Origin of the sequence: Mycolicibacterium alvei, assembly GCF_010727325.1 — a bacterium.
Lineage (GTDB): Bacteria > Actinomycetota > Actinomycetes > Mycobacteriales > Mycobacteriaceae > Mycobacterium > Mycobacterium alvei.
Genome location: NZ_AP022565.1, coordinates 501669 through 521293 on the forward strand (window position 1 = coordinate 501669; position 19625 = coordinate 521293).

At 68.0% G+C, this 19625-nt stretch carries 16 protein-coding genes; 13 read left to right on the forward strand and 3 right to left on the reverse strand.

The window, feature by feature from the left end:
* The first annotated feature begins 29 nt into the window (after window positions 1–29).
* The gene (gene pheS / locus G6N44_RS02340; protein WP_163660790.1) at window positions 30–1073 is read left to right on the forward strand and encodes a phenylalanine--tRNA ligase subunit alpha; all 1044 of its coding nucleotides are present in this window, start codon (window positions 30–32) and stop codon (window positions 1071–1073) included.
* Window positions 1073–3574, forward strand: a complete 2502-nt coding sequence (gene pheT, locus G6N44_RS02345) for a phenylalanine--tRNA ligase subunit beta (RefSeq protein WP_163660791.1) — start codon at window positions 1073–1075, stop codon at window positions 3572–3574. The genes pheS and pheT overlap by 1 nt, the downstream gene beginning before the upstream one ends.
* A 7-nt stretch (window positions 3575–3581) precedes the next feature.
* Here pheT and G6N44_RS02350 read toward each other — a convergent pair whose 3' ends face one another.
* A complete protein-coding gene (locus tag G6N44_RS02350) occupies window positions 3582–4565 on the reverse strand; it encodes an NYN domain-containing protein (RefSeq protein WP_163660793.1) in 984 nt (327 codons plus the stop codon).
* A 100-nt stretch (window positions 4566–4665) separates the two neighbouring features.
* Between G6N44_RS02350 and argC the strand changes: the two genes are divergently transcribed.
* From argC to argH, 8 genes are read left to right on the forward strand one after another with little or no spacing between them, the layout of a single operon-like run.
* Window positions 4666–5700, forward strand: a complete 1035-nt coding sequence (gene argC / locus G6N44_RS02355; protein ID WP_163660795.1) for an N-acetyl-gamma-glutamyl-phosphate reductase — start codon at window positions 4666–4668, stop codon at window positions 5698–5700.
* Window positions 5697–6914: a bifunctional glutamate N-acetyltransferase/amino-acid acetyltransferase ArgJ gene (gene argJ / locus G6N44_RS02360; RefSeq protein ID WP_163660797.1), complete on the forward strand. Its 1218-nt coding sequence runs from the start codon at window positions 5697–5699 to the stop codon at window positions 6912–6914. The genes argC and argJ overlap by 4 nt, the downstream gene beginning before the upstream one ends.
* Window positions 6911–7786 carry an acetylglutamate kinase gene (gene argB, locus G6N44_RS02365; RefSeq protein WP_163660799.1) on the forward strand — a complete coding sequence of 292 codons (876 nt, stop codon included), beginning with the start codon at window positions 6911–6913 and terminating at the stop codon, window positions 7784–7786. The genes argJ and argB overlap by 4 nt, the downstream gene beginning before the upstream one ends.
* Complete coding sequence (locus tag G6N44_RS02370) at window positions 7783–8958, forward strand: acetylornithine transaminase (RefSeq protein ID WP_163660801.1); 1176 nt, start codon at window positions 7783–7785, stop codon at window positions 8956–8958. The genes argB and G6N44_RS02370 overlap by 4 nt, the downstream gene beginning before the upstream one ends.
* Window positions 8955–9878, forward strand: a complete 924-nt coding sequence (gene argF, locus G6N44_RS02375) for an ornithine carbamoyltransferase (RefSeq protein ID WP_163660803.1) — start codon at window positions 8955–8957, stop codon at window positions 9876–9878. The genes G6N44_RS02370 and argF overlap by 4 nt, the downstream gene beginning before the upstream one ends.
* A 1-nt stretch (window position 9879) precedes the next feature.
* The gene (locus tag G6N44_RS02380; protein ID WP_163660805.1) at window positions 9880–10356 is read left to right on the forward strand and encodes an arginine repressor; all 477 of its coding nucleotides are present in this window, start codon (window positions 9880–9882) and stop codon (window positions 10354–10356) included.
* Window positions 10357–10379: 23 nt separating this feature from the next.
* Window positions 10380–11579, forward strand: coding sequence for an argininosuccinate synthase (locus tag G6N44_RS02385; RefSeq protein WP_163660807.1), 1200 nt, complete (start codon window positions 10380–10382; stop codon window positions 11577–11579).
* 5 nt (window positions 11580–11584) lie between these two features.
* Complete coding sequence (gene argH, locus G6N44_RS02390; protein WP_163660809.1) at window positions 11585–13009, forward strand: argininosuccinate lyase; 1425 nt, start codon at window positions 11585–11587, stop codon at window positions 13007–13009.
* 222 nt (window positions 13010–13231) lie between these two features.
* Here the strand turns inward: argH and G6N44_RS02395 are convergent, their stop codons facing one another.
* On the reverse strand, window positions 13232–15025 hold the full coding sequence (locus G6N44_RS02395; RefSeq protein WP_163660811.1) for an ABC-F family ATP-binding cassette domain-containing protein: 1794 nt from the start codon (window positions 15023–15025) through the stop codon (window positions 13232–13234).
* A gap of 153 nt (window positions 15026–15178) precedes the next feature.
* Here G6N44_RS02395 and G6N44_RS02400 point away from each other — a divergent pair, with 153 nt between their 5' ends.
* From G6N44_RS02400 to G6N44_RS02410, 3 genes are all read left to right on the forward strand, one after another.
* A complete protein-coding gene (locus G6N44_RS02400; RefSeq protein WP_163660813.1) occupies window positions 15179–18163 on the forward strand; it encodes an acyl-CoA synthetase in 2985 nt (994 codons plus the stop codon).
* A 75-nt stretch (window positions 18164–18238) separates the two neighbouring features.
* On the forward strand, window positions 18239–18784 hold the full coding sequence (locus tag G6N44_RS02405) for a hypothetical protein (protein ID WP_163660815.1): 546 nt from the start codon (window positions 18239–18241) through the stop codon (window positions 18782–18784).
* Between the two features lie 9 nt (window positions 18785–18793).
* Window positions 18794–19012 (forward strand): Trm112 family protein, encoded by a 219-nt coding sequence (locus tag G6N44_RS02410; RefSeq protein ID WP_163660816.1) that lies wholly within the window; start codon window positions 18794–18796, stop codon window positions 19010–19012.
* On the opposite strand, the gene G6N44_RS02415 is transcribed toward G6N44_RS02410, so the two are convergent.
* Window positions 18995–19621: a TetR/AcrR family transcriptional regulator gene (locus G6N44_RS02415; protein WP_163660818.1), complete on the reverse strand. Its 627-nt coding sequence runs from the start codon at window positions 19619–19621 to the stop codon at window positions 18995–18997. The two genes, G6N44_RS02410 and G6N44_RS02415, sit on opposite strands and share 18 nt — an antisense overlap.
* Window positions 19622–19625: the final 4 nt, after the last annotated feature.

A 19625-nucleotide genomic window follows, 5' to 3' on the forward strand; every position in this document is an offset into this window, starting at 1 on the left:
GTGATCACGCCATCGCCTATGATCGCCGAGTGGCTGAGCAGCCCAGTGATCTCTCAGAAGAAGCCCTGACCAAAGCCGTCAGCGCGGCCCGGCATGCCTTTGAGCTGTCCGGTGACCTTGACGCGCTCGCGCGCGCCAAGACCGAGCACCTCGGTGATCGTGCCCCGATCGCCCTGGCCCGCCAGGCGTTGGCGACGCTGCCGAAGGCAGATCGTGCCGACGCAGGCAAACGGGTCAACGTCGCCCGTGGTGAGGCCCAGCGCGCGTACGACGAGCGGTTGGCCGCGCTGCGTGCCGAGCGCGACGCCGCGGTGCTGGTCGCCGAACGCATCGATGTGACGTTGCCCTCGACGCGCCAGCCGGTGGGCGCTCGGCACCCGATCACGATCCTGGCCGAGAATGTCGCCGACACCTTCGTGGCGATGGGCTGGGAACTGGCCGAGGGGCCAGAGGTCGAGACCGAGCAGTTCAACTTCGACGCCCTCAACTTCCCGCCGGATCATCCGGCCCGCAGCGAGCAGGACACCTTCCAGATCGCCCCGGACGGATCGCGGCAGGTGCTGCGCACGCACACGTCGCCGGTGCAGATCCGGGCGCTGCTGGAACGCGAGCTGCCGGTCTACGTCGTCTCGATCGGCCGGACCTTCCGCACCGATGAACTCGACTCCACCCACACCCCGGTGTTCCACCAGGTGGAGGGGCTGGCGGTGGACAAGGGTCTGACCATGGCGCACCTGCGCGGCACGCTGGACGCGTTTGCGCGGTCCCAGTTCGGGCCGGAGGGACGCACCCGGTTCCGTCCGCACTTCTTCCCGTTCACCGAGCCCTCGGCGGAGGTGGACATCTGGTTCCCCGGCAAGAAGGGCGGACCCGGCTGGGTCGAATGGGGCGGCTGCGGCATGGTCAACCCGAATGTATTGCGCGCCTGCGGCATCGATCCGGATATCTACTCGGGCTTTGCCTTTGGAATGGGATTGGAGCGAACCCTGCAGTTCCGCAACGGAATTCCCGACATGCGCGACATGGTCGAGGGCGATGTCCGGTTCTCGCTGCCGTTCGGGGTCGGTGCCTGATGCGCATTCCTTTCAGCTGGCTCCGTGAGGCCGTCCGTGCCGGTGCACCCGATTGGGATGTGACGGTCGAGGAGCTCGAGCAGACATTCATCCGGATCGGACACGAGGTCGAGGAGATCATCCCGATCGGCCCGGTGAGCGGTCCGCTGACCGTCGGCCGGGTCGCCGAGATCGAGGAACTCACCGAGTTCAAGAAGCCGATCAGAGCCTGCAAAGTTGACGTAGGTATCCAGAATGTCGACGGCGAGCATCGCGACATCGTCTGTGGAGCAACGAATTTCGCGGTGGGCGACCTGGTGGTGGCGGCCTTGCCCGGCACGGTATTGCCCGGGGACTTCACCATCGCCACCCGCAAGACCTACGGGCGGGTGTCCGACGGCATGATCTGCTCGGCATCGGAGATGAACCTGGGTGTGGACCATTCGGGCATCCTGGTGCTGCCGCCCGGCACCGCCGCTCCGGGCACCCCGGCCGCCGAGATCCTCGGCCTCGACGATGTGGTGTTCCACCTGGCGATCACGCCCGATCGCGGCTACTGCCTGTCGATCCGCGGCCTGGCCCGGGAGATCGCGTGCGCGCACGACCTGGATTTCGTCGACCTGGCCGACGTGCCGCCCTTGCCCGCCGAGGGGGAGGCCTGGCCGCTGACAGTCCAGCCCGGAACTGGCGTGCAGCGCTTCGGATTACGCCCTGTCACGGGCATCGACCCGGGGGCAGTGACACCGTGGTGGATGCAGCGGCGGTTGACGCTCAGCGGGATCCGCGCCATCTCCCCGGCGGTCGACGTGACCAACTACGTCATGCTCGAACTCGGCCACCCCATGCACGCCCACGACAGCAGCCTGATCACCGGGGGCTTCGATGTGCGGTTCGCCGGGGACGGCGAGAAGGTGGTCACCCTCGACGATGTCGAGCGGACCTTGAACTCGGCCGATGTGCTGATCGTCGACGATGTCGCCACCGCCGCGATCGGCGGCGTGATGGGCGCGGGCACCACCGAGGTGCGCGGTTCCACCACTGACGTGCTGCTGGAGGCGGCGGTGTGGGATCCGGCCGCGGTGTCGCGCACCCAGCGTCGTCTGCACCTGGCCAGCGAGGCCGGCCGCCGTTACGAGCGGTCCGTGGACCCGGCCATTTCGGTTGCCGCCCTGGACCGTTGCGCAACCCTGCTGGCCGAGATCGCCGGGGGTACCGTCGAACCAAAGCTCACCGACTGGCGCGCGGACGGGCGCACCGACTGGTCCCAACCGGCCGTCGAGATCTCCGCCGACCTGCCGGACCGCACTGCCGGTGTCGAATACCCGGCAGGCACCACGGCACGGCGGCTGACCCAGATCGGCGCCTCTGTCGTCGAAGCGGCCGGTTCCGGCGTACTCACGGTCACTCCGCCGAGTTGGCGGCCCGACATGCGTCAGCGAGCCGACCTCGTCGAGGAAGTGCTGCGACTGGAGGGCCTGGAGGCCATCCCGTCGGTGCTGCCGACGGCACCGGCCGGACGTGGTCTGAGCGCGGTCCAGAAGCGTCGCCGGGCGATCGGAAAGTCACTGGCACTGGCCGGATTCGTCGAGGTCCTGCCCTCGCCGTTCCTGCCCGCAGGCGTGTTCGACGCGTGGGGTCTGGCCGCCGATGACGCCCGTCGCAACGCCACCAGGGTGCTCAATCCGCTGGAGGCCGACCGTCCGCAGCTGGCCACCACGTTGCTGCCGGGATTGTTGGAAGCATTGGGCCGCAACGTGTCCCGTGGTGCCGCAGACGTCGCGCTGTTCGCGATCCAGCAGGTGGTGCATCCCACGGCCGAGACCCGGTCCGTCGAGCGCATCCCGAATGACCGCAGGCCCACCGACGAGGAGATCGCCGGGCTGGACGCCTCGCTGCCGAATCAGCCGCAGCACATCGCCGCAGTGCTGACCGGGCTGCGTGAGCCCGCCGGACCGTGGGGGCCGGGCCGTCCGGTGGAGGCGGCCGACACCTTCGAGGCGGTACGGGTGATCGGCCGGGCCGCCGGGGTGGAGTTCACCTTGCGCGCCGGCCAGGAGCTGCCATGGCATCCGGGCCGCTGCGCCGAGGTGCTCGTGGGCGACACCACGGTCGGCTATGCGGGGCAGCTGCATCCGGCGGTCGTCGAACGGACCGGCTTGCCCAAGGGAACATGTGCGGTCGAACTCGACCTCGATGCGGTACCGATCGTGGAGGTGCTGCCGGCGCCGTCGGTGTCACCGTTCCCCGCGGTGTTCCAGGACATCAGCGTGATCGTCGACGATCAGGTGGCCGCGGCGGCCGTCGTCGACGCCGTCCGCGACGGGGCCGGTGAGCTGCTCGAGGACGTCCGGTTATTCGACGTCTACACCGGCCCGCAGGTCGGCGAGGGGCGCAAGTCCCTCGCGTTGGCGCTGCGGTTCCGCGCCGCTGACCGGACCCTGACCGAGGACGAGGCCAGCGCCGCGCGCGACGCCGCTGTCGCGGTGGCCGGTGAGCGCGTCGGTGCCGTGCAGCGCGGCTGACCCCGACCTACCCGGGAAGCTCGTCATATTTCTGCCAGAACCGACTGCGCAGCCGGACCCGGACCGGGTCATTGAGCTCGTAGCTTCCGAGGGCGTCGGACAGGTCCAGTAGCAGGGCCTTGTCGATGTCTTGTGGAATCGACGGCCGTCCGTCGGCCAACGCGCCGAGGGCCTCATCGCTTGCGCTGTTTCGGAACGACTCGATCACGTTGGCGATGACGCGGTCGATCTGCCGGTCGTCCGGCTCGTCGTGGTAATCGGCCATGCTGTGCGACTGGCCGCCGGTTGAGCTGCTGTAGACCGCCACGGACAACGGCTCTCGGGCCGGTGCCGGTCTGGCCGGTAGCGCGGCAGGACGCCGCGCGGCCAGGTCACCGGGCGACGGAGCATGCGTCCCCGTTGACGGCGTTGCTGTGGCCACCTGCGCGGACCTGGCCGGCGGTGTCTCGACCCTGATGACGTTGGTATCGATGGTCGACGAGCACAGCGTCGCCAAATCGTCGGCCGCACGCAGCAGGTGCCGGCTGACGGCGTGCGGTCTGCCGTCCGCGTTCGGCACCGCCAGTAGGACGACCTGCACGCCGTGGGCCTGTGCTTCCTCCACCGCCTCGGTCAGATCGTCGTCGCCGGAGACGACGAAGAACACGTCGGCTGTCCCGCTGCGGGCGTGCGCCACCAGGTCGAGGCCGATTCGGAGGTCGACGCCCTTCTGCTGGCCGTCGACGCCGAATCGGCCGAGACGTAGTTTTACCCGGGGTAGCTCGCCGATGCGTTCCTGCTGCCTGTCCGGAACGCCGTTCTTGGCCGAGTCGTACCAGTGCACCCGGAGCGCGGGCAACCCCGAAATTTCCTGTGCCTGCTTGATCAGAGCTGCGACCATCGGCCCGAACTCGACATGGATGCCGTTGCGCAGGGATGTACCGGTGACGCGCGTGGCGGCGGCCGCTAGTAGGTAGCCCACATCCACGTACAGGGCGCAGTTGGAACGCATGTCGTCTCCTTGGGGTCGGCGTGCATGATGCTATAGCCGGGGCATGACGACCCTAGGGAATTAATTTGCATCTACATGCATAACAATGCAGAATTGCGGTATGACTTCGATAGCGGTGGCCGGCGCCAGCGGCTACGCCGGCGGAGAGATCCTGCGATTGCTGCTCGGACACCCGGCCTATGCTGACGGCCGGTTGACCATCGGGGCATTGACCGCAGCCTCCAGTGCCGGGACCACGATGGCCGAGCATCACCCGCACCTGCTGCCGCTGTCCTCGCGTGTCCTGGAGGCCACCACCGCCGAGGTGCTGGCTGGGCACGACGTGGTGTTCCTCGGGTTGCCGCACGGTCATTCCGCGGCACTGGCCGAACAGCTGGGCCCCGACACCCTGATCATCGACTGTGGCGCGGACTTCCGGCTGACCAACGCCGCCGACTGGGAGAAGTTCTACGGATCGGTGCACGCCGGCAGCTGGCCCTACGGGCTGCCCGAGCTGCCGGGTGCCCGCGACCGGTTGAAGGACACGAAGCGCATCGCGGTGCCGGGCTGTTATCCGACCGCCGCACTGCTGGCGCTGCTGCCCGCCGTTGCCGCCGACCTCGTCGAGCCGGCGGTCACGGTCGTCGCCGTCAGCGGCACCTCCGGCGCGGGCAAGTCCGCCAAGGTGGACCTGCTGGGCTCCGAGGTGATCGGCTCGGCACGGGCCTACAACATCGCCGGTAAGCACCGGCACACCCCCGAGATCGCACAGGGCCTGCGGTCGGTGACCGACAAGAACGTCACCGTCTCATTCACCCCGGTGCTGATCCCCACCTCCCGGGGCATCCTGGCCACCTGCACCGCCCGGACCGAGGCGTCGGAATCCGAGATTCGCACCGCGTACGAAAAGGCTTACGACGCAGAGCCGTTCATTCATCTTCTGCCCGAGGGGCAGCTGCCCAAGACCGGATCGGTGATCGGCAGCAATGCTGCACAGGTGGCGGTCGCGGTAGATGAAGAAGCGCAGACCCTGGTGGCGATCGCAGCCATCGACAACCTCACCAAGGGCACCGGCGGTGCTGCAGTGCAATCGATGAACCTGGCGCTGGGCTGGCCCGAAACCGAAGGACTTTCGATCGTGGGAGTGGCACCGTGACCGAGGCAACCAAGTTGGTCCGCACGCAGGGTGTCACCGCGCCGGCCGGTTTCCGGGCCGCCGGAATCACCGCCGGTATCAAGGCGTCCGGCAAACCGGACCTGGCCCTGGTATTCAACGAGGGGCCGGACTACGCCGCGGCGGGGGCGTTCACCCGCAACAAGATCAAGGCCGCGCCCGTGCAGTGGTCGCAGCAGGTGCTGACCACCGGCAGGCTGCGCGCGGTGGTCCTGAACTCGGGCGGTGCCAACGCGTGCACCGGCCCGCTGGGTTTCCAGGACGCCCACGCCACCGCCGAGGCCGTGGCCGACGCACTGAGCGACTGGGGGACCGAGACCGGTGCCATCGAGGTCGCGGTGTGCTCGACGGGCCTGATCGGCGACCGGTTGCCGATGGACAAGGTGCTGGCCGGCGTCACCGAGATCGTGCACGACATCGCCGGCGGCCTGACCGGAGGCGAGGCCGCCGCGCGGGCCATCATGACCACCGACACCGTGCCGAAACAGGTTGCGCTGCACCATGCGGTGGAGTCGGGGGAGAACTGGACCCTGGGTGGGATGGCCAAGGGTGCCGGCATGCTGGCACCCTCGCTGGCCACCATGCTCGTGGTGCTGACCACCGACGCTGTCGCGGATGCTGCCGCGCTGGACACCGCGCTCAAGCGGGCCGCGGCCCTGACCTTCGACCGGCTCGACGTCGACGGTAGCTGCTCGACCAACGACACCGTGCTGCTGCTCGCCTCGGGTGCCAGCGAAATCACGCCGAGCCAGGACGATCTCAACGAGGCCGTGCTGCGGGTCTGTGACGACCTGTGCGCGCAGCTGCAGGCCGATGCCGAAGGTGTCACCAAGCGCGTCGTCATCACCGTCGTCGGCGCCGAGACCGAGGACGACGCACTCGTTGCGGCCCGCGTCATCGCCCGCGACAGCCTGGTCAAGACCGCGCTGTTCGGCTCTGACCCGAACTGGGGCCGGGTGCTGGCCGCCGTCGGCATCGCCCCGGTGAACCTGGACCCGGAACGGATCAGCGTGTCGTTCAACGGTTCTCCGGTGTGCATCGACGGGGCCAGCGCGCCGGGTGCCCGTGATGTCGACCTGTCCGGGGAGGACGTGGCCGTGGTGATCGACCTGGCCGTGGGAGGCCACACTGCTTCGATCAGGACCACGGACCTGTCGCATGCTTATGTCGAAGAGAATTCGGCCTACAGCTCATGAGTCAGATCGAGCGCAGCGTCAAGGCCGAGGTGCTCGCCTCGGCGCTGCCGTGGCTCAAGCAACTGCACGGCAAGATTGTCGTCGTCAAGTACGGCGGCAACGCCATGACCGACGACACCCTCAAGGCGGCCTTCGCCGCCGACATGGTGTTCCTGCGCAACTGCGGCATCCATCCCGTCGTGGTGCACGGGGGTGGGCCGCAGATCAGCGCGATGCTCAAGAAGCTCGGCATCCCAGGTGATTTCAAGGGCGGCTTCCGGGTGACCACACCCGAGGTCCTCGATGTGGCGCGGATGGTGCTGTTCGGTCAGGTGGGCCGGGAACTGGTCAACCTGATCAACGCCCACGGCCCGTACGCGGTGGGTCTCACCGGTGAGGATGCGCACCTGTTCACCGCGGTGCGGCGCAGCGTCACCGTGGACGGGGTGGCCACCGACATCGGGCTGGTCGGTGACGTCGAACACGTCAACGCCGAATCGCTGTTGGATCTCATTGCCGCGGGCCGGATTCCGGTGGTCTCCACGATCGGTCCGGATATCGACGGCGTGGTCCACAACATCAACGCCGACACCGCGGCCGCGGCACTGGCCGACGCGCTGGGCGCCGAGAAGCTGGTCATGCTCACCGATGTGGAGGGGCTCTACACCGATTGGCCCGACCGCGCCTCGCTGGTCAGCGAGATCGACACCGCGACCCTGACGCAGCTGCTGCCCTCACTCGAATCCGGCATGGTGCCCAAGATCGAGGCCTGCCTGCGGGCGGTGGCCGGCGGCGTGCCGAGTGCGCACGTGATCGACGGCCGCGTCGAACACTGTGTGCTCGTCGAGCTTTTCACCGATGAAGGAACCGGAACCAAGGTGGTGGCCAAGTGACCCTGCAGGACCGCTGGGAAGCGGTGATGATGAACAACTACGGCACCCCGCCGTTGGCACTGGCCAGCGGTGACGGCGTCGTGGTGACCGACACCGAGGGCAAGCCCTACCTGGACCTGCTCGGCGGGATCGCGGTCAACCTGCTGGGGCACCGCCATCCTGCGGTCATCGAGGCCGTCACCACCCAGCTCAACACGCTGGGCCACACATCCAACCTGTACGCCACCGAGCCGGGGATCGCGCTGGCCGAAGCCCTGGTGGGACACCTGGGAACCCAGGCGCGGGTGTTCTTCTGCAACTCGGGCACCGAGGCCAATGAGGTGGCCTTCAAGATCACCCGGCTCACCGGCAAGACGAATGTCGTTGCCGCCCAAGGCGCATTCCACGGACGCACGATGGGTTCGCTGGCGCTGACCGGGCAGCCCGCCAAGCAGGCGCCGTTCGAGCCGTTGCCGGGCAACGTCACCCACGTTCCGTACGGGGATGCCGACGCCTTGGCGGCGGCGGTCGATGACACGACCGCCGCGGTGTTCCTGGAACCGATCATGGGGGAGGGCGGCGTCGTCGTCCCACCCGCCGGATACCTGGCTGCCGCCCGCGATATCACCACGAAGAACGGCGCACTCCTGGTCCTGGACGAGGTGCAGACCGGCGTCGGGCGTACCGGCGCGTTCTATGCCCATCAGCACGACGGCATCACGCCCGACGTGGTGACCCTGGCCAAGGGCCTGGGCGGCGGACTGCCGATCGGGGCCTGCCTGGCCATCGGGCCGACCGGTGATCTGCTCACGCCGGGCCTGCACGGCAGCACCTTCGGCGGCAACCCGGTGTGCACCGCCGCGGCGCTGGGTGTACTCAAGGCGCTGACTGATGGGGACCTGATCGCCCGGGCCGGGGTGCTCGGCAAGACCCTGAGCCACGGCATCGAGGAGCTGGGCCATCCACTGGTCGATCACGTGCGCGGCAAGGGTCTGTTGCAGGGCGTGGTGCTGACCGCGCCGAGCGCCAAGGCCGTCGAAACCGCGGCCCGCGACGCCGGCTTCCTGGTCAACGCCGCGGCCGCCGACGTGGTCCGCCTGGCGCCCCCGCTGATCATCACCGAAGGCCAGATCGAGACATTCCTGTCCGCTCTGCCCGCCGTCCTCGATACTGCTGTGGAGGCCAGTTCATGATCCGGCATTTTCTGCGCGACGACGATCTGTCGCCCGATGAGCAGGCCGAGGTCCTCGCCCTGGCCGCCGAACTGAAGAAGGCGCCGTTCTCGCGCCGCCCGCTCGAAGGCCCGCGCGGTGTCGCGGTGATCTTCGAGAAGAACTCGACCCGCACCCGGTTCTCGTTCGAGATGGGCATCGCCCAGCTCGGCGGGCATGCCGTGGTGGTCGACGGCCGCAGCACCCAGCTGGGCCGCGAGGAGACCCTCGAGGACACCGGGGCGGTGCTGTCCCGCTACGTCGACGCGATCGTGTGGCGGACTTTCGCCCAGGAGCGGCTGACGGCCATGGCAAGTGGTGCCTCCGTCCCGATCGTCAATGCGCTGTCCGACGAATTCCACCCCTGCCAGGTGCTGGCCGATCTGCAGACGCTGGCAGAGCGCCGCGGGGAGCTCAAGGGCCTGCGCATGACGTATCTGGGTGACGGTGCCAACAACATGGCGCACTCGTTGATGCTGGGCGGGGTCACCGCGGGCATCGATGTCACGATCGCCGCTCCCGCCGGTTTCGAACCCGACCCCCACTTCGTCGACGCGGCCAAGCGCCGTGCCGCCGAGACCGGGGCGACCGTCACCCTGACCGACGATGCACAGGCCGGGGCCGACGGGGCCGACGTGCTCGTCACCGACACCTGGACGTCGATGGGCCAGGAGAACGACGGGCTCGACCGGGTGCGGCCGTTCCGTCCGTTCCAGGTCAATGCCGAGCTTCTCAACCGTGCCAACCCGGAAGCCATTGTGCTGCACTGTCTTCCGGCGCATCGCGGTTATGAGATCACCGATGAGGTGATCGACGGGCCGCAGAGCGCGGTGTTCGACGAGGCCGAGAACCGCCTGCACGCGCAGAAGGCCATGCTGGTGTGGCTCCTGGAGCGAGCCTGACGTGAGTGCACCGACCCGCGTCGGCCGTCAGGCCCGCATCATTGCCCTCCTGTCGGCCAGGCAGGTGAGCAGCCAGACCGAACTGGCCGCCCTGCTGGGACAGGAGGGCATCGAGGTCACCCAGGCCACGCTGTCGCGGGACCTGGAGGAACTCGGTGCGGTGAAACTGCGCGGCGCCGACGGCGGCGTCGGCGTGTATGTGGTGCCCGAGGACGGCAGCCCGGTGCGGGGTGTGTCCGGCGGTACCGAACGGTTGACCCGCTTGTTGGGGGAGCTGCTGGTATCGACCGACGCCAGCGCTAACCTTGCCGTGCTGCGCACCCCGCCCGGGGCGGCGCATTACCTGGCCAGCGCGATCGATCGCGCCGCCCTGCCGTATGTGGTCGGCACCATCGCAGGTGACGACACCATCCTGATGGTGGCGCGCGCACCGATGACCGGGGCCGAACTTGCCGACACCATCGAGAACTTGAAGTAGAGCTCAAAACAAGGAGATTGCTCATGTCCGAACGCGTCATCCTGGCGTACTCCGGAGGTCTGGACACCTCCGTCGCGATCAGCTGGATCGGTAAGGAGACCGGTCAAGAGGTCGTCGCCGTCGCCATCGATCTCGGCCAGGGCGGTGAGGACATGGAGGTCATCCGGCAGCGCGCCCTGGACTGCGGTGCGGTCGAGGCTGTCGTAGTCGACGCCCGTGACGAGTTCGCCGACGAATACTGCCTGCCGACCATCAAGGCGAACGCGCTCTACATGGACCGCTACCCGCTGGTGTCGGCCATCAGCCGCCCGCTGATCGTCAAGCATCTGGTGGACGCGGCGCGTGCGCACGGCGGCACCGTCGTCGCGCACGGCTGCACCGGCAAGGGCAACGACCAGGTGCGCTTCGAGGTCGGATTCGCCTCGCTGGCACCCGAACTGGACGTCATCGCACCGGTTCGCGACTACGCCTGGACCCGGGAGAAGGCGATCGCGTTCGCCGAGGAGAACGCGATCCCGATCAACGTCACCAAGCGCTCGCCGTTCTCGATCGACCAGAACGTGTGGGGCCGCGCGGTGGAGACCGGGTTCCTCGAGGACCTGTGGAACGCCCCGACCAAGGATGTCTACGACTACACCCAGGATCCGACGGTCAACTTCAACGCCCCCGACGAGCTGATCATCAGCTTCGACAAGGGACGCCCGGTGGCAATAGATGGACGCCCGATGTCCGTATTGCAGATCATCCAGGAGCTCAACACCCGGGCCGGTGCCCAGGGCGTGGGCCGGCTCGACGTGGTCGAGGACCGGTTGGTCGGCATCAAGAGTCGTGAGATCTACGAGGCGCCGGGAGCGATGGTGCTGATCACCGCGCACACCGAGCTGGAGCACGTGACGCTGGAGCGTGAGCTGGGCCGGTACAAGCGCGGCGTCGACCAGAAGTGGGGCGAGCTCACCTACGACGGCCTGTGGTTCAGCCCGCTGAAGCGGTCGCTGGAGGCGTTCGTCGAGCACACGCAGCAGCACGTCTCCGGTGACATCCGGCTGGTTCTGCACGCCGGGAGCGTCATCGTCAACGGCCGCCGCTCGGGTGAGTCGCTGTACGACTTCAACCTGGCCACCTACGACGAGGGCGACAGCTTCGACCAGAGCGCGGCCAAGGGCTTCGTGCAGTTGCACGGTCTGAGCTCGAAGATCTCGGCCAAGCGCGACCTGGGCCTGTAAGTGACATGAGCACCAACGACGGAACCACCAACGAGGGATCGCTGTGGGGTGGCCGGTTCGCCGACGGACCCTCGGCGGCTCTTGCCGCACTGAGCAAGTCCACGCATTTCGACTGGGTGCTCGCGCCGTACGACGTCACGGCGTCCAAGGCCCATACCAGGGTGCTGCACCGGGCCGGCCTGCTCACCGACGAGCAGCGTGACGGGTTGCTCGCCGGCCTGGACAGCCTCGGTTCCGATGTCGCCGACGGCAGTTTCGAGCCGCTGGTCACCGACGAGGATGTGCACGGTGCGCTGGAGCGCGGCCTGATCGACCGGGTCGGGCCGGACCTCGGCGGCCGGCTGCGGGCCGGACGCTCCCGCAACGATCAGGTGGCCACACTGTTCCGGATGTGGCTGCGCGACGCCGTGCGCCGCGTCGCCGACGGCGTACTGGAGGTGGTCAACGCGCTGGCGGTGCAGGCCGCGGCGCATCCGACGGCGATCATGCCCGGCAAGACCCACCTACAGGCCGCCCAGCCGATCCTGCTCGCGCACCATCTGCTGGCGCACGCTCATCCGCTGTTGCGCAACGTCGACCGGCTCGCCGATTTCGACGACCGCACCGCGGTCTCACCCTACGGCTCGGGGGCGCTGGCCGGCTCCTCGCTCGGGCTGGATCCCGACGCGATCGCCGAGGATCTCGGATTCGCTTCGGCGGCAGACAATTCCGTCGATGCCACCGCGGCGCGGGATTTCGCTGCCGAGGCGGCGTTCGTCTTCGCCCAGATCGGGGTGGATCTGTCCAGGCTCGCCGAGGACATCATCCTGTGGAGCACCACCGAATTCGGCTACGTCACGCTGCACGACTCGTGGTCGACCGGCAGCTCGATCATGCCGCAGAAGAAGAACCCGGACATCGCCGAGTTGGCCCGCGGTAAGTCCGGGCGGCTGATCGGCAACCTCACCGGTCTGCTGGCCACGCTCAAGGCGCAGCCCCTGGCCTACAACCGGGATCTGCAGGAGGACAAGGAACCGGTCTTCGACTCGGTCGCGCAGCTCGAGCTGCTGCTGCCGGCGATGGCCGGACTGGTCGGCACGCTGACGTTCGACGAGGCCCGGATGGCTGCGCTGGCACCCGCCGGGTACACACTGGCCACCGATATCGCCGAATGGCTGGTCCGCCAAGGGGTTCCGTTCCGGGTCGCCCATGAGGCGGCGGGGGAGGCCGTGCGGGTCGCGGAGGGCCGCGGCGTCGGACTCGACGAGCTCACCGACGACGAGTTCGCCGCGATCAACCCGGCGCTGACCGCCCAGGTGCGCGAGGTTCTTACCGTGGAGGGTTCGGTCAACGCGCGCAGCGCGCGTGGCGGTACCGCACCGGTCCAGGTCGCCAAACAGCTCGGTGTGGTCCGCGAATCGGCGGCCGAGTTGCGGGCCCGGTTGCGCTGATTCACCGAGATACGGTGAACCGGCCCCATATCGACATGCTGCAGACGCCTACGGTCCCCAGATCATCAGATCTTGCATGCCGTTGTTCATGGTGACGGTGGTCGCCCTCCACAATCGGTAAAGCAGTGACGTATGCCAGCTAACTCCGATGAGGTGGAACTTGTCGACACTTCCCGGTGACTGATTCGCGAAGTTCGGACGGCGACGAATCCGGCTGCGTCCTCAGCCGATCTGCTCGCCGAGTTCGAACCAGCGTTCCTCGACTTCGGTGACTTCGTCCTCCAGCGCGCGGATGGCGGCCACCTTGACCGCGAGTCCCTCGAAATCGGACTGGTCGTGGTCTGCCATCGCCGTCCGGGACCGGTCGATCTGTTCCTGCAGTTTCTCCAGCCTGCGTTCCAGAGCGGACACCTCCTTCTGCGCTGCCCGCAGCTCGGCGCCGGACAGCTCGTCCGGTCCGGTACCGAGGGTCGGTGCCTGCGCCGCGCCGGTGGCCGACGCGTGGGCGGCCCGCAACCGTAGGTACTCGTCCACCCCGCCCGGCAGATGCCGCAGCCGTCCGCCGAGGATCCCGTACTGCTGGTCGGTGACCCGCTCCAGGAAATACCGGTCGTGGCTCACCACGATCAGCGTGCCGGGCCACGAATCGAGCAGATCCTCCATGGCGGAGAGCATGTCGGTGTCCAGGTCGTTGGTCGGCTCGTCGAGGATCAGCACGTTGGGCTGTGCCAGCAGGATCAGCAGCAGTTGCAGGCGACGTTGTTGTCCGCCGGAGAGGTCCTTGACCGGTGTCGACAACTGGGCACTGGAGAAGCCGAGACGTTCCAGCAGCTGCCCGGGGGTGAGTTCCTGGGCCTTCGACCCGCTGCCGAACACATAGGTCGTGCGCAGGTTGGTTAGTACCGTCCGCACCGGATCGGCGAGGTGGGGCTCAAGCTCGTCCACGGTCTGGGTGAGGGTCGCGACCTGCAGCGTCTTGCCGTGTTTGACCCGTCCCGAAGTCGGCTGCACCGACCCGTCGATAAGGCCGAGCAGCGTCGATTTTCCGGCGCCGTTGACGCCGAGGATCCCGGTGCGCTCGCCCGGGGCGACCCGCCACTCGACCTGGTGCAGCACTTCTCGGTCGCCGTAGCTCACCGACACGTCGAGCAGGTCGACGACCTGCTTGCCCAGCCGTGACACCGCCAGGGATTGCAGTGCGACCTTGTCCCGGATCTCCGGCACGTCGGCGATCAGGGCGTTGGCCGCGTCGATGCGGAACTTCGGTTTGGAGGTGCGGGCCGGAGCGCCACGGCGCAGCCAGGCCAGTTCCTTGCGGGCCAGGTTCTGACGACGCGCCTCGATCGTGGCCGCCTGTCGGTCGCGTTCCACCCGTTGCAGGATGTAGGCGGCGTAACCGCCGTCGAACGGTTCGACGATGCGGTCGTGCACTTCCCACGTGGTCGTGCAGACCTCGTCGAGGAACCAGCGGTCGTGCGTCACCACCAGCAGCCCACCGGAAGACGCGGACCAGCGCTTCTTGAGGTGCTCGGCGAGCCAGGTGATCGCTTCCACGTCGAGGTGGTTGGTCGGCTCGTCCAGCGCCAGGACGTCGTGATCGCCGGCGAGCAGCCTGGCCAAGGCGACCCGGCGCCGCTGTCCACCCGACAGGGTTCTGAGTTCGGCGTCCCAGGGCAGGTCATCGAGCAGGCCCGCGATGACATCGCGCCCGCGGGGGTCGCCGGCCCATTCGTGTTCGGGGACGTCACCGACCACGGCGTGGCCGACCGTATCGGCGTCGTCGAGGGTGTCGGCCTGATCGAGTACGCCGACCCGAACGCCGCCGCGCACGGTGACCCGTCCGGAATCGGGTTCGAGTCGGCCGGCCAGCATGGCCAGCAGGCTGGATTTGCCGTCGCCGTTGCGGCCGACGATGCCGATTCGGTCGCCTTCGCTGACGCCGACGGTGACCGAGTCGAACACCACCCCGGCGGGGTACTCCAGATGCAGGGTTTCGCCCCCGAGCAGGTGTGCCATCGCCGCCGACCCTATCGTTCGGCGACTCCGGGACCGGCACCGCATGGGGCCACCACAGGGCCGCAGGCGATCACACAAGGAATCGGTTGCTGCTGTGCCATGATGACCACGTCAATCGGGGTCGGGGCGAGTTGTGGTGTGGGGAGCGAGCTGGTGGATTTCTCGGCAGTGACCAAACCGGTCGAGCGGTTGCTGGCAACCGCCCAGAATGGTCTGGAGGTGCTGCGCTACGGGGGCTTGGAGACCGGAGCGGTCCCGTCGCCCTTCCAGATCATCCAGAACGTGCCGATGTACCGGCTGCGGCGGTACTTCCCGCCCGACGTCCGCCCCGGCGCCCAGAATCCGCGCCCGCCGGTGCTGATGGTGCATCCGATGATGATGTCGGCCGACATGTGGGATGTGACGCGCGACGACGGTGCGGTCGGCATTCTGCACGCCGCGGGTATCGACCCCTGGGTGATCGACTTCGGTTCGCCGGACAAGATCGAAGGCGGAATGCAGCGCAACCTCGCCGATCACGTGGTGGCGTTGTCGGAAGCCATCGACATCGTCAAGGAGACCACCGGCCGCGACGTGCATCTGGCCGGCTACTCGCAGGGCGGGATGTTCGCCTACCAGGCCGCGGCGTATCGACGGTCCAAGGACCTGGCCAGCATCATCGCCTTCGGCGCCCCGGTGGACACCCTGGCCGCGCTGCCGATGAACCTGCCGGCGGGCTTGGCCGCCGGCGCGGCGGATTTCATGGCCGATCACGTGTTCAGCCGAATCGACATCCCGGGGTGGTTGGCCCGCACCGGTTTTCAGATGCTCGATCCGATCAAAACCACCCAGTCGCGGCTGGAGTTCCTGCGGCAGCTGCACGACCGCGAGGCCCTGCTGCCGCGCGAACAGCAGCGGCGATTCCTGTCCTCGGACGGCTGGATCGCGTGGTCCGGGCCGGCGATCGCCGAACTGCTCAAGCAGTTCATCGCCCACAACCGGATGATGACGGGCGGCTTCTCCGTCCACGGCGACCTGGTCACGCTGTCCGACATCGACTGCCCGATCCTCGCGGTGGTCGGCGAGGTCGATGATATCGGCCAGCCCGCCGCGGTCCGGGGGATCAAGCGGGCCGCACCCGATGCGGATGTTTACGAATACATGATCAGGGCCGGACATTTCGGTTTGGTCGTGGGCTCCAAGGCCTCCAGCCAGACCTGGCCGACGGTGGCGCAGTGGGTGAAATGGCTTGCCGGCGAACAGATGCCCGAGGGTGTGGTCCCGATGGGGTTGCAGCCGGACGATCACCCGGAGGGCGGGGTGTCGTTGACGGCGCGGGTCACCCATGGTGCGACGGCGGCCACCGAGATGGTGTTCGGCGTGGCGCGCTCGGCCGCCGAGGCGTTGGCCTCGGCGAATAAGAATGCACGCACGCTGGTCATCGAGACCGCCCGGACGTTGCCGCGTCTGGCCCGGTTGGGTCAGGTCAACGATCACACCCGGATCTCGCTCGGTCGGATCATGAGCGAGCAGGCACACAGCCTTCCCAACGGTGAGGCACTGCTGTTCGACGGTCGCGTGCACACCTATGAGGCGGTCGACCGCCGGATCAACAACGTGGTCAACGGTCTGATCGATGTCGGCGTGCGCCAAGGTGCCCGGGTCGGAGTCCTGATGGATACCCGGCCCAGTGCGCTGGTGGCGATCGCGGCGCTGTCCCGGCTGGGGGCGGTGGCGGTGCTGCTGCCCGAGGTCGATGTGGCCGAAGCCGCCCGACTCGGTGGCGTGGCCGAGATCATCGCCGACCCGAGCCATCTCGAGATGGCACGCAAGCTCGACATGCGGGTGCTGGTTCTCGGCGGCGGCGAGAGCCGCGACCTCGATGTCCCCGAGGACGCGGACGTCATCGACATGGAGAAGATCGACCCCGACGTCGTCGAACTGCCCGGCTGGTACCGACCCAACCCGGGCCTGGCCCGCGACCTGGCATTCGTCGCCTTCAGCGAGGTCGGTGGTGAGCGGGTGGCCCGCCAGATCACCAATTTCCGATGGGCGCTGTCGGCGTTCGGCACCGCGTCCGCGGCCAACCTCGGCCGCGGTGACACGGTCTACTGCCTGACCCCGCTGCATCACCAGTCGGGGCTGCTGGTCAGCTTGGGTGGCGCCGTGGTCGGCGGCTCGCGCATCGCGCTGTCCCGCGGTCTGCAACCTGACCGGTTCCTGCAGGAGATCCGGCAGTACGGCGTCACCGTCGTCTCCTACACCTGGGCCATGCTGCGTGAGGTCATCGACGATCCGTCGTTCTCGCTCACCGGCAGTCACCCGGTCCGCTTGTTCATCGGCTCGGGTATGCCCGCTGGATTGTGGAAGCGCGTCGTCGACGTGTTCGAGCCGGCCCAAGTCGTGGAGTTCTTCGCCACCACCGACGGACAGGCCGTGTTGGCCAACGTGGCCGGAGCCAAGATCGGCAGCAAGGGGCGCCCGCTGCCCGGCGGCGGCACCGTCGAACTCGCCGCCTACGACGCCGACGACGACCTGATCCTGGAAGACGAGCAGGGTTTCGTGCGCAAGGCCGAGGCCAACGAGGTGGGTGTGCTGCTGGCGCACCCGCGCGGCCCGGTCGATCCGACAGCCGTGGTCAAGCGTGGTGTGTTCGCGCCGGCTGACACCTGGGTGTCCACCGAGTTCCTGTTCCGTCGCGACGAGGACGGTGACTACTGGCAGGTCGACAACCGCGGTGCGGTGATCCGGACCGAACGGGGCCCGGTGTTCGCGGCGAGTGTCAACGATGCGGTCGGACGCCTGGACGCGGTCGACATGTCGGTGACCTACGGCGTGGAGGAGGCGGGCCGGCAGTTGGCGGTGACGGCGCTGGCGCTGCGTCCCGGCGGGAGTGTCCCGGTGGCTGAGCTGTCGCTCGCCCTGGACGATCTGGCCGCGGGTAACGCGCCCGACGTCGTCCACGTGGTGGCCGACATGGAGCTCGGTGCGTCCTACCGTCCGCTGATCGCGCCGTTGCGGGCGGCGGGTGTCCCGAAATCCGGCCGGCGTAACTGCTGGTACCTGGATACCGATACAGGTACGTACAAGAAATTGACTGCGGCCGGCCGGGCCGAACTCGTCGCGGGAGGCACTGACGACGAGCCGGAGTCCGACTAGGCCGGTTCGCCGAGGAAGTGCCGGTGCAGGTCTGCGCTGTTACGCTCCGGCAAACGCAGGACGACTGGAGGATCGATGACATCGGAATCGGGTGCGAGCAGCTGGCGTCGCGTCGTCACCGGAACGGTCACCGGCGGTGCGCTGGTCCTGGGCCTGCTCGTAGGTGCCGGTGCGCAGACGGCCGCCGCCGATCCCGCCCAGCCGACTCCTGCGGCAGATGCACCCGGCTCCGAAGCGCCGGCCCCCCGGCAGATGACGGCCGACGAAGCGTTGGCCATCATTGCCAGGGATTACGACACCGGTGAGGGCGGTGGCCAGATCTCGACGCTGATCCACGACATCCTGAAGCTGCGTCAGCACGGCTACAAACCGTCGAATGCCAACCGTGAGGCCATCACCAAAGCCCTCGACAAGCGTCCCAACCAGGTGCCGTTGATCAACGCGCTCAAGAACACCTTGGCTTACCAGCGCAAGTTGCAGGCTCGGTCCAGTGCTCAGATTCCGCAGCAGGGTGGGTTGAATCCGGGGGTCGGCCAGGCCCCGGCAGGCATCGCTCCGATTCCCGGCGGGGCCGGGATGCCGCCCGGCCCGAGTGGTGGCATCCAGATCCCGTTGGGCTAGCTTCACGTGGTGGTCGACGACAAACTTCTGAGCATCCTGGTCTGCCCGCAGGACCGCGGGCCCCTGCTACTGGCCGGAACGGACTGGCTGTACAACCCCCGATTGCGGAGGGCCTACCGGATCGAGGACGGCATCCCGGTGCTGCTCGTCGACGAGGCCGTGGCCATCGACGACGACACCGAGCATCGCCGGCTGCTGGATCTGGCCGGGTCATCCGAGTCTGGGTAGTTCACCGGTCAGGTAGCGCTGCAGGGTGGGCGCGATGGTCTTGACGATCTGATCCACCGGCAGCGTGGCGAAGGGTTCCAGTTCCAGGATGTAGCGCGCCATCGCGACCCCGACCAGTTGCGAGGCGACGAACTGGATGCGAACCCGGGAGCTGCCGGGAGGGTTGTCTACCCGGGGACCGATCTCGCCGATGATGATGTCCTGGAGAAATGACCGGACCAGCGATACGTCGTTGCCGGCCAGTATCGAGCGCAGCGTCGCCACGAAGCCTTTGCCAATCTCGGAATCCCACAGCGGCAAGAGGATTGACGGCAGCACGTGTCCGATCTGGTCGACCGGCACCTCTTTGAGCTGGCTGATCACGGTCATCGGATCGATGGGAATGTGGATCGCGGCGGCGAACAGTTCGGTCTTGGTGCCGAAGTAGTGATGTACCAGGGCGGCGTCCACCCCGGCAGCGGCCGCGATGGCACGGATCGAAGTTTTGTCGATTCCGTTGCGGGCAAACAACTCCCGCGCACTGTCCAGAATGCGTTCGCGTTTGTCTGACGGCCCTGCGGGGCGGCCGGGGCGCTTGCGTTCTCGTTCGGAGTCGATATCGGTGCTCACGGCT

What these genes read in the sequence shown, in the direction of transcription:
- pheT (WP_163660791.1), top strand. Translation starts at nt 1,073, where the DNA reads ATGCGCATTCCTTTCAGCTGGCTCCGTGAGGCCGTCCGTGCCGGTGCA.
- G6N44_RS02350 (WP_163660793.1), bottom strand. Translation starts at nt 4,565, where the DNA reads ATGCGTTCCAACTGCGCCCTGTACGTGGATGTGGGCTACCTACTAGCG.
- argC (WP_163660795.1), top strand. Translation starts at nt 4,666, where the DNA reads ATGACTTCGATAGCGGTGGCCGGCGCCAGCGGCTACGCCGGCGGAGAG.
- argB (WP_163660799.1), top strand. Translation starts at nt 6,911, where the DNA reads ATGAGTCAGATCGAGCGCAGCGTCAAGGCCGAGGTGCTCGCCTCGGCG.
- argF (WP_163660803.1), top strand. Translation starts at nt 8,955, where the DNA reads ATGATCCGGCATTTTCTGCGCGACGACGATCTGTCGCCCGATGAGCAG.
- G6N44_RS02385 (WP_163660807.1), top strand. Translation starts at nt 10,380, where the DNA reads ATGTCCGAACGCGTCATCCTGGCGTACTCCGGAGGTCTGGACACCTCC.
- argH (WP_163660809.1), top strand. Translation starts at nt 11,585, where the DNA reads ATGAGCACCAACGACGGAACCACCAACGAGGGATCGCTGTGGGGTGGC.
- G6N44_RS02395 (WP_163660811.1), bottom strand. Translation starts at nt 15,025, where the DNA reads ATGGCACACCTGCTCGGGGGCGAAACCCTGCATCTGGAGTACCCCGCC.
- G6N44_RS02405 (WP_163660815.1), top strand. Translation starts at nt 18,239, where the DNA reads ATGACATCGGAATCGGGTGCGAGCAGCTGGCGTCGCGTCGTCACCGGA.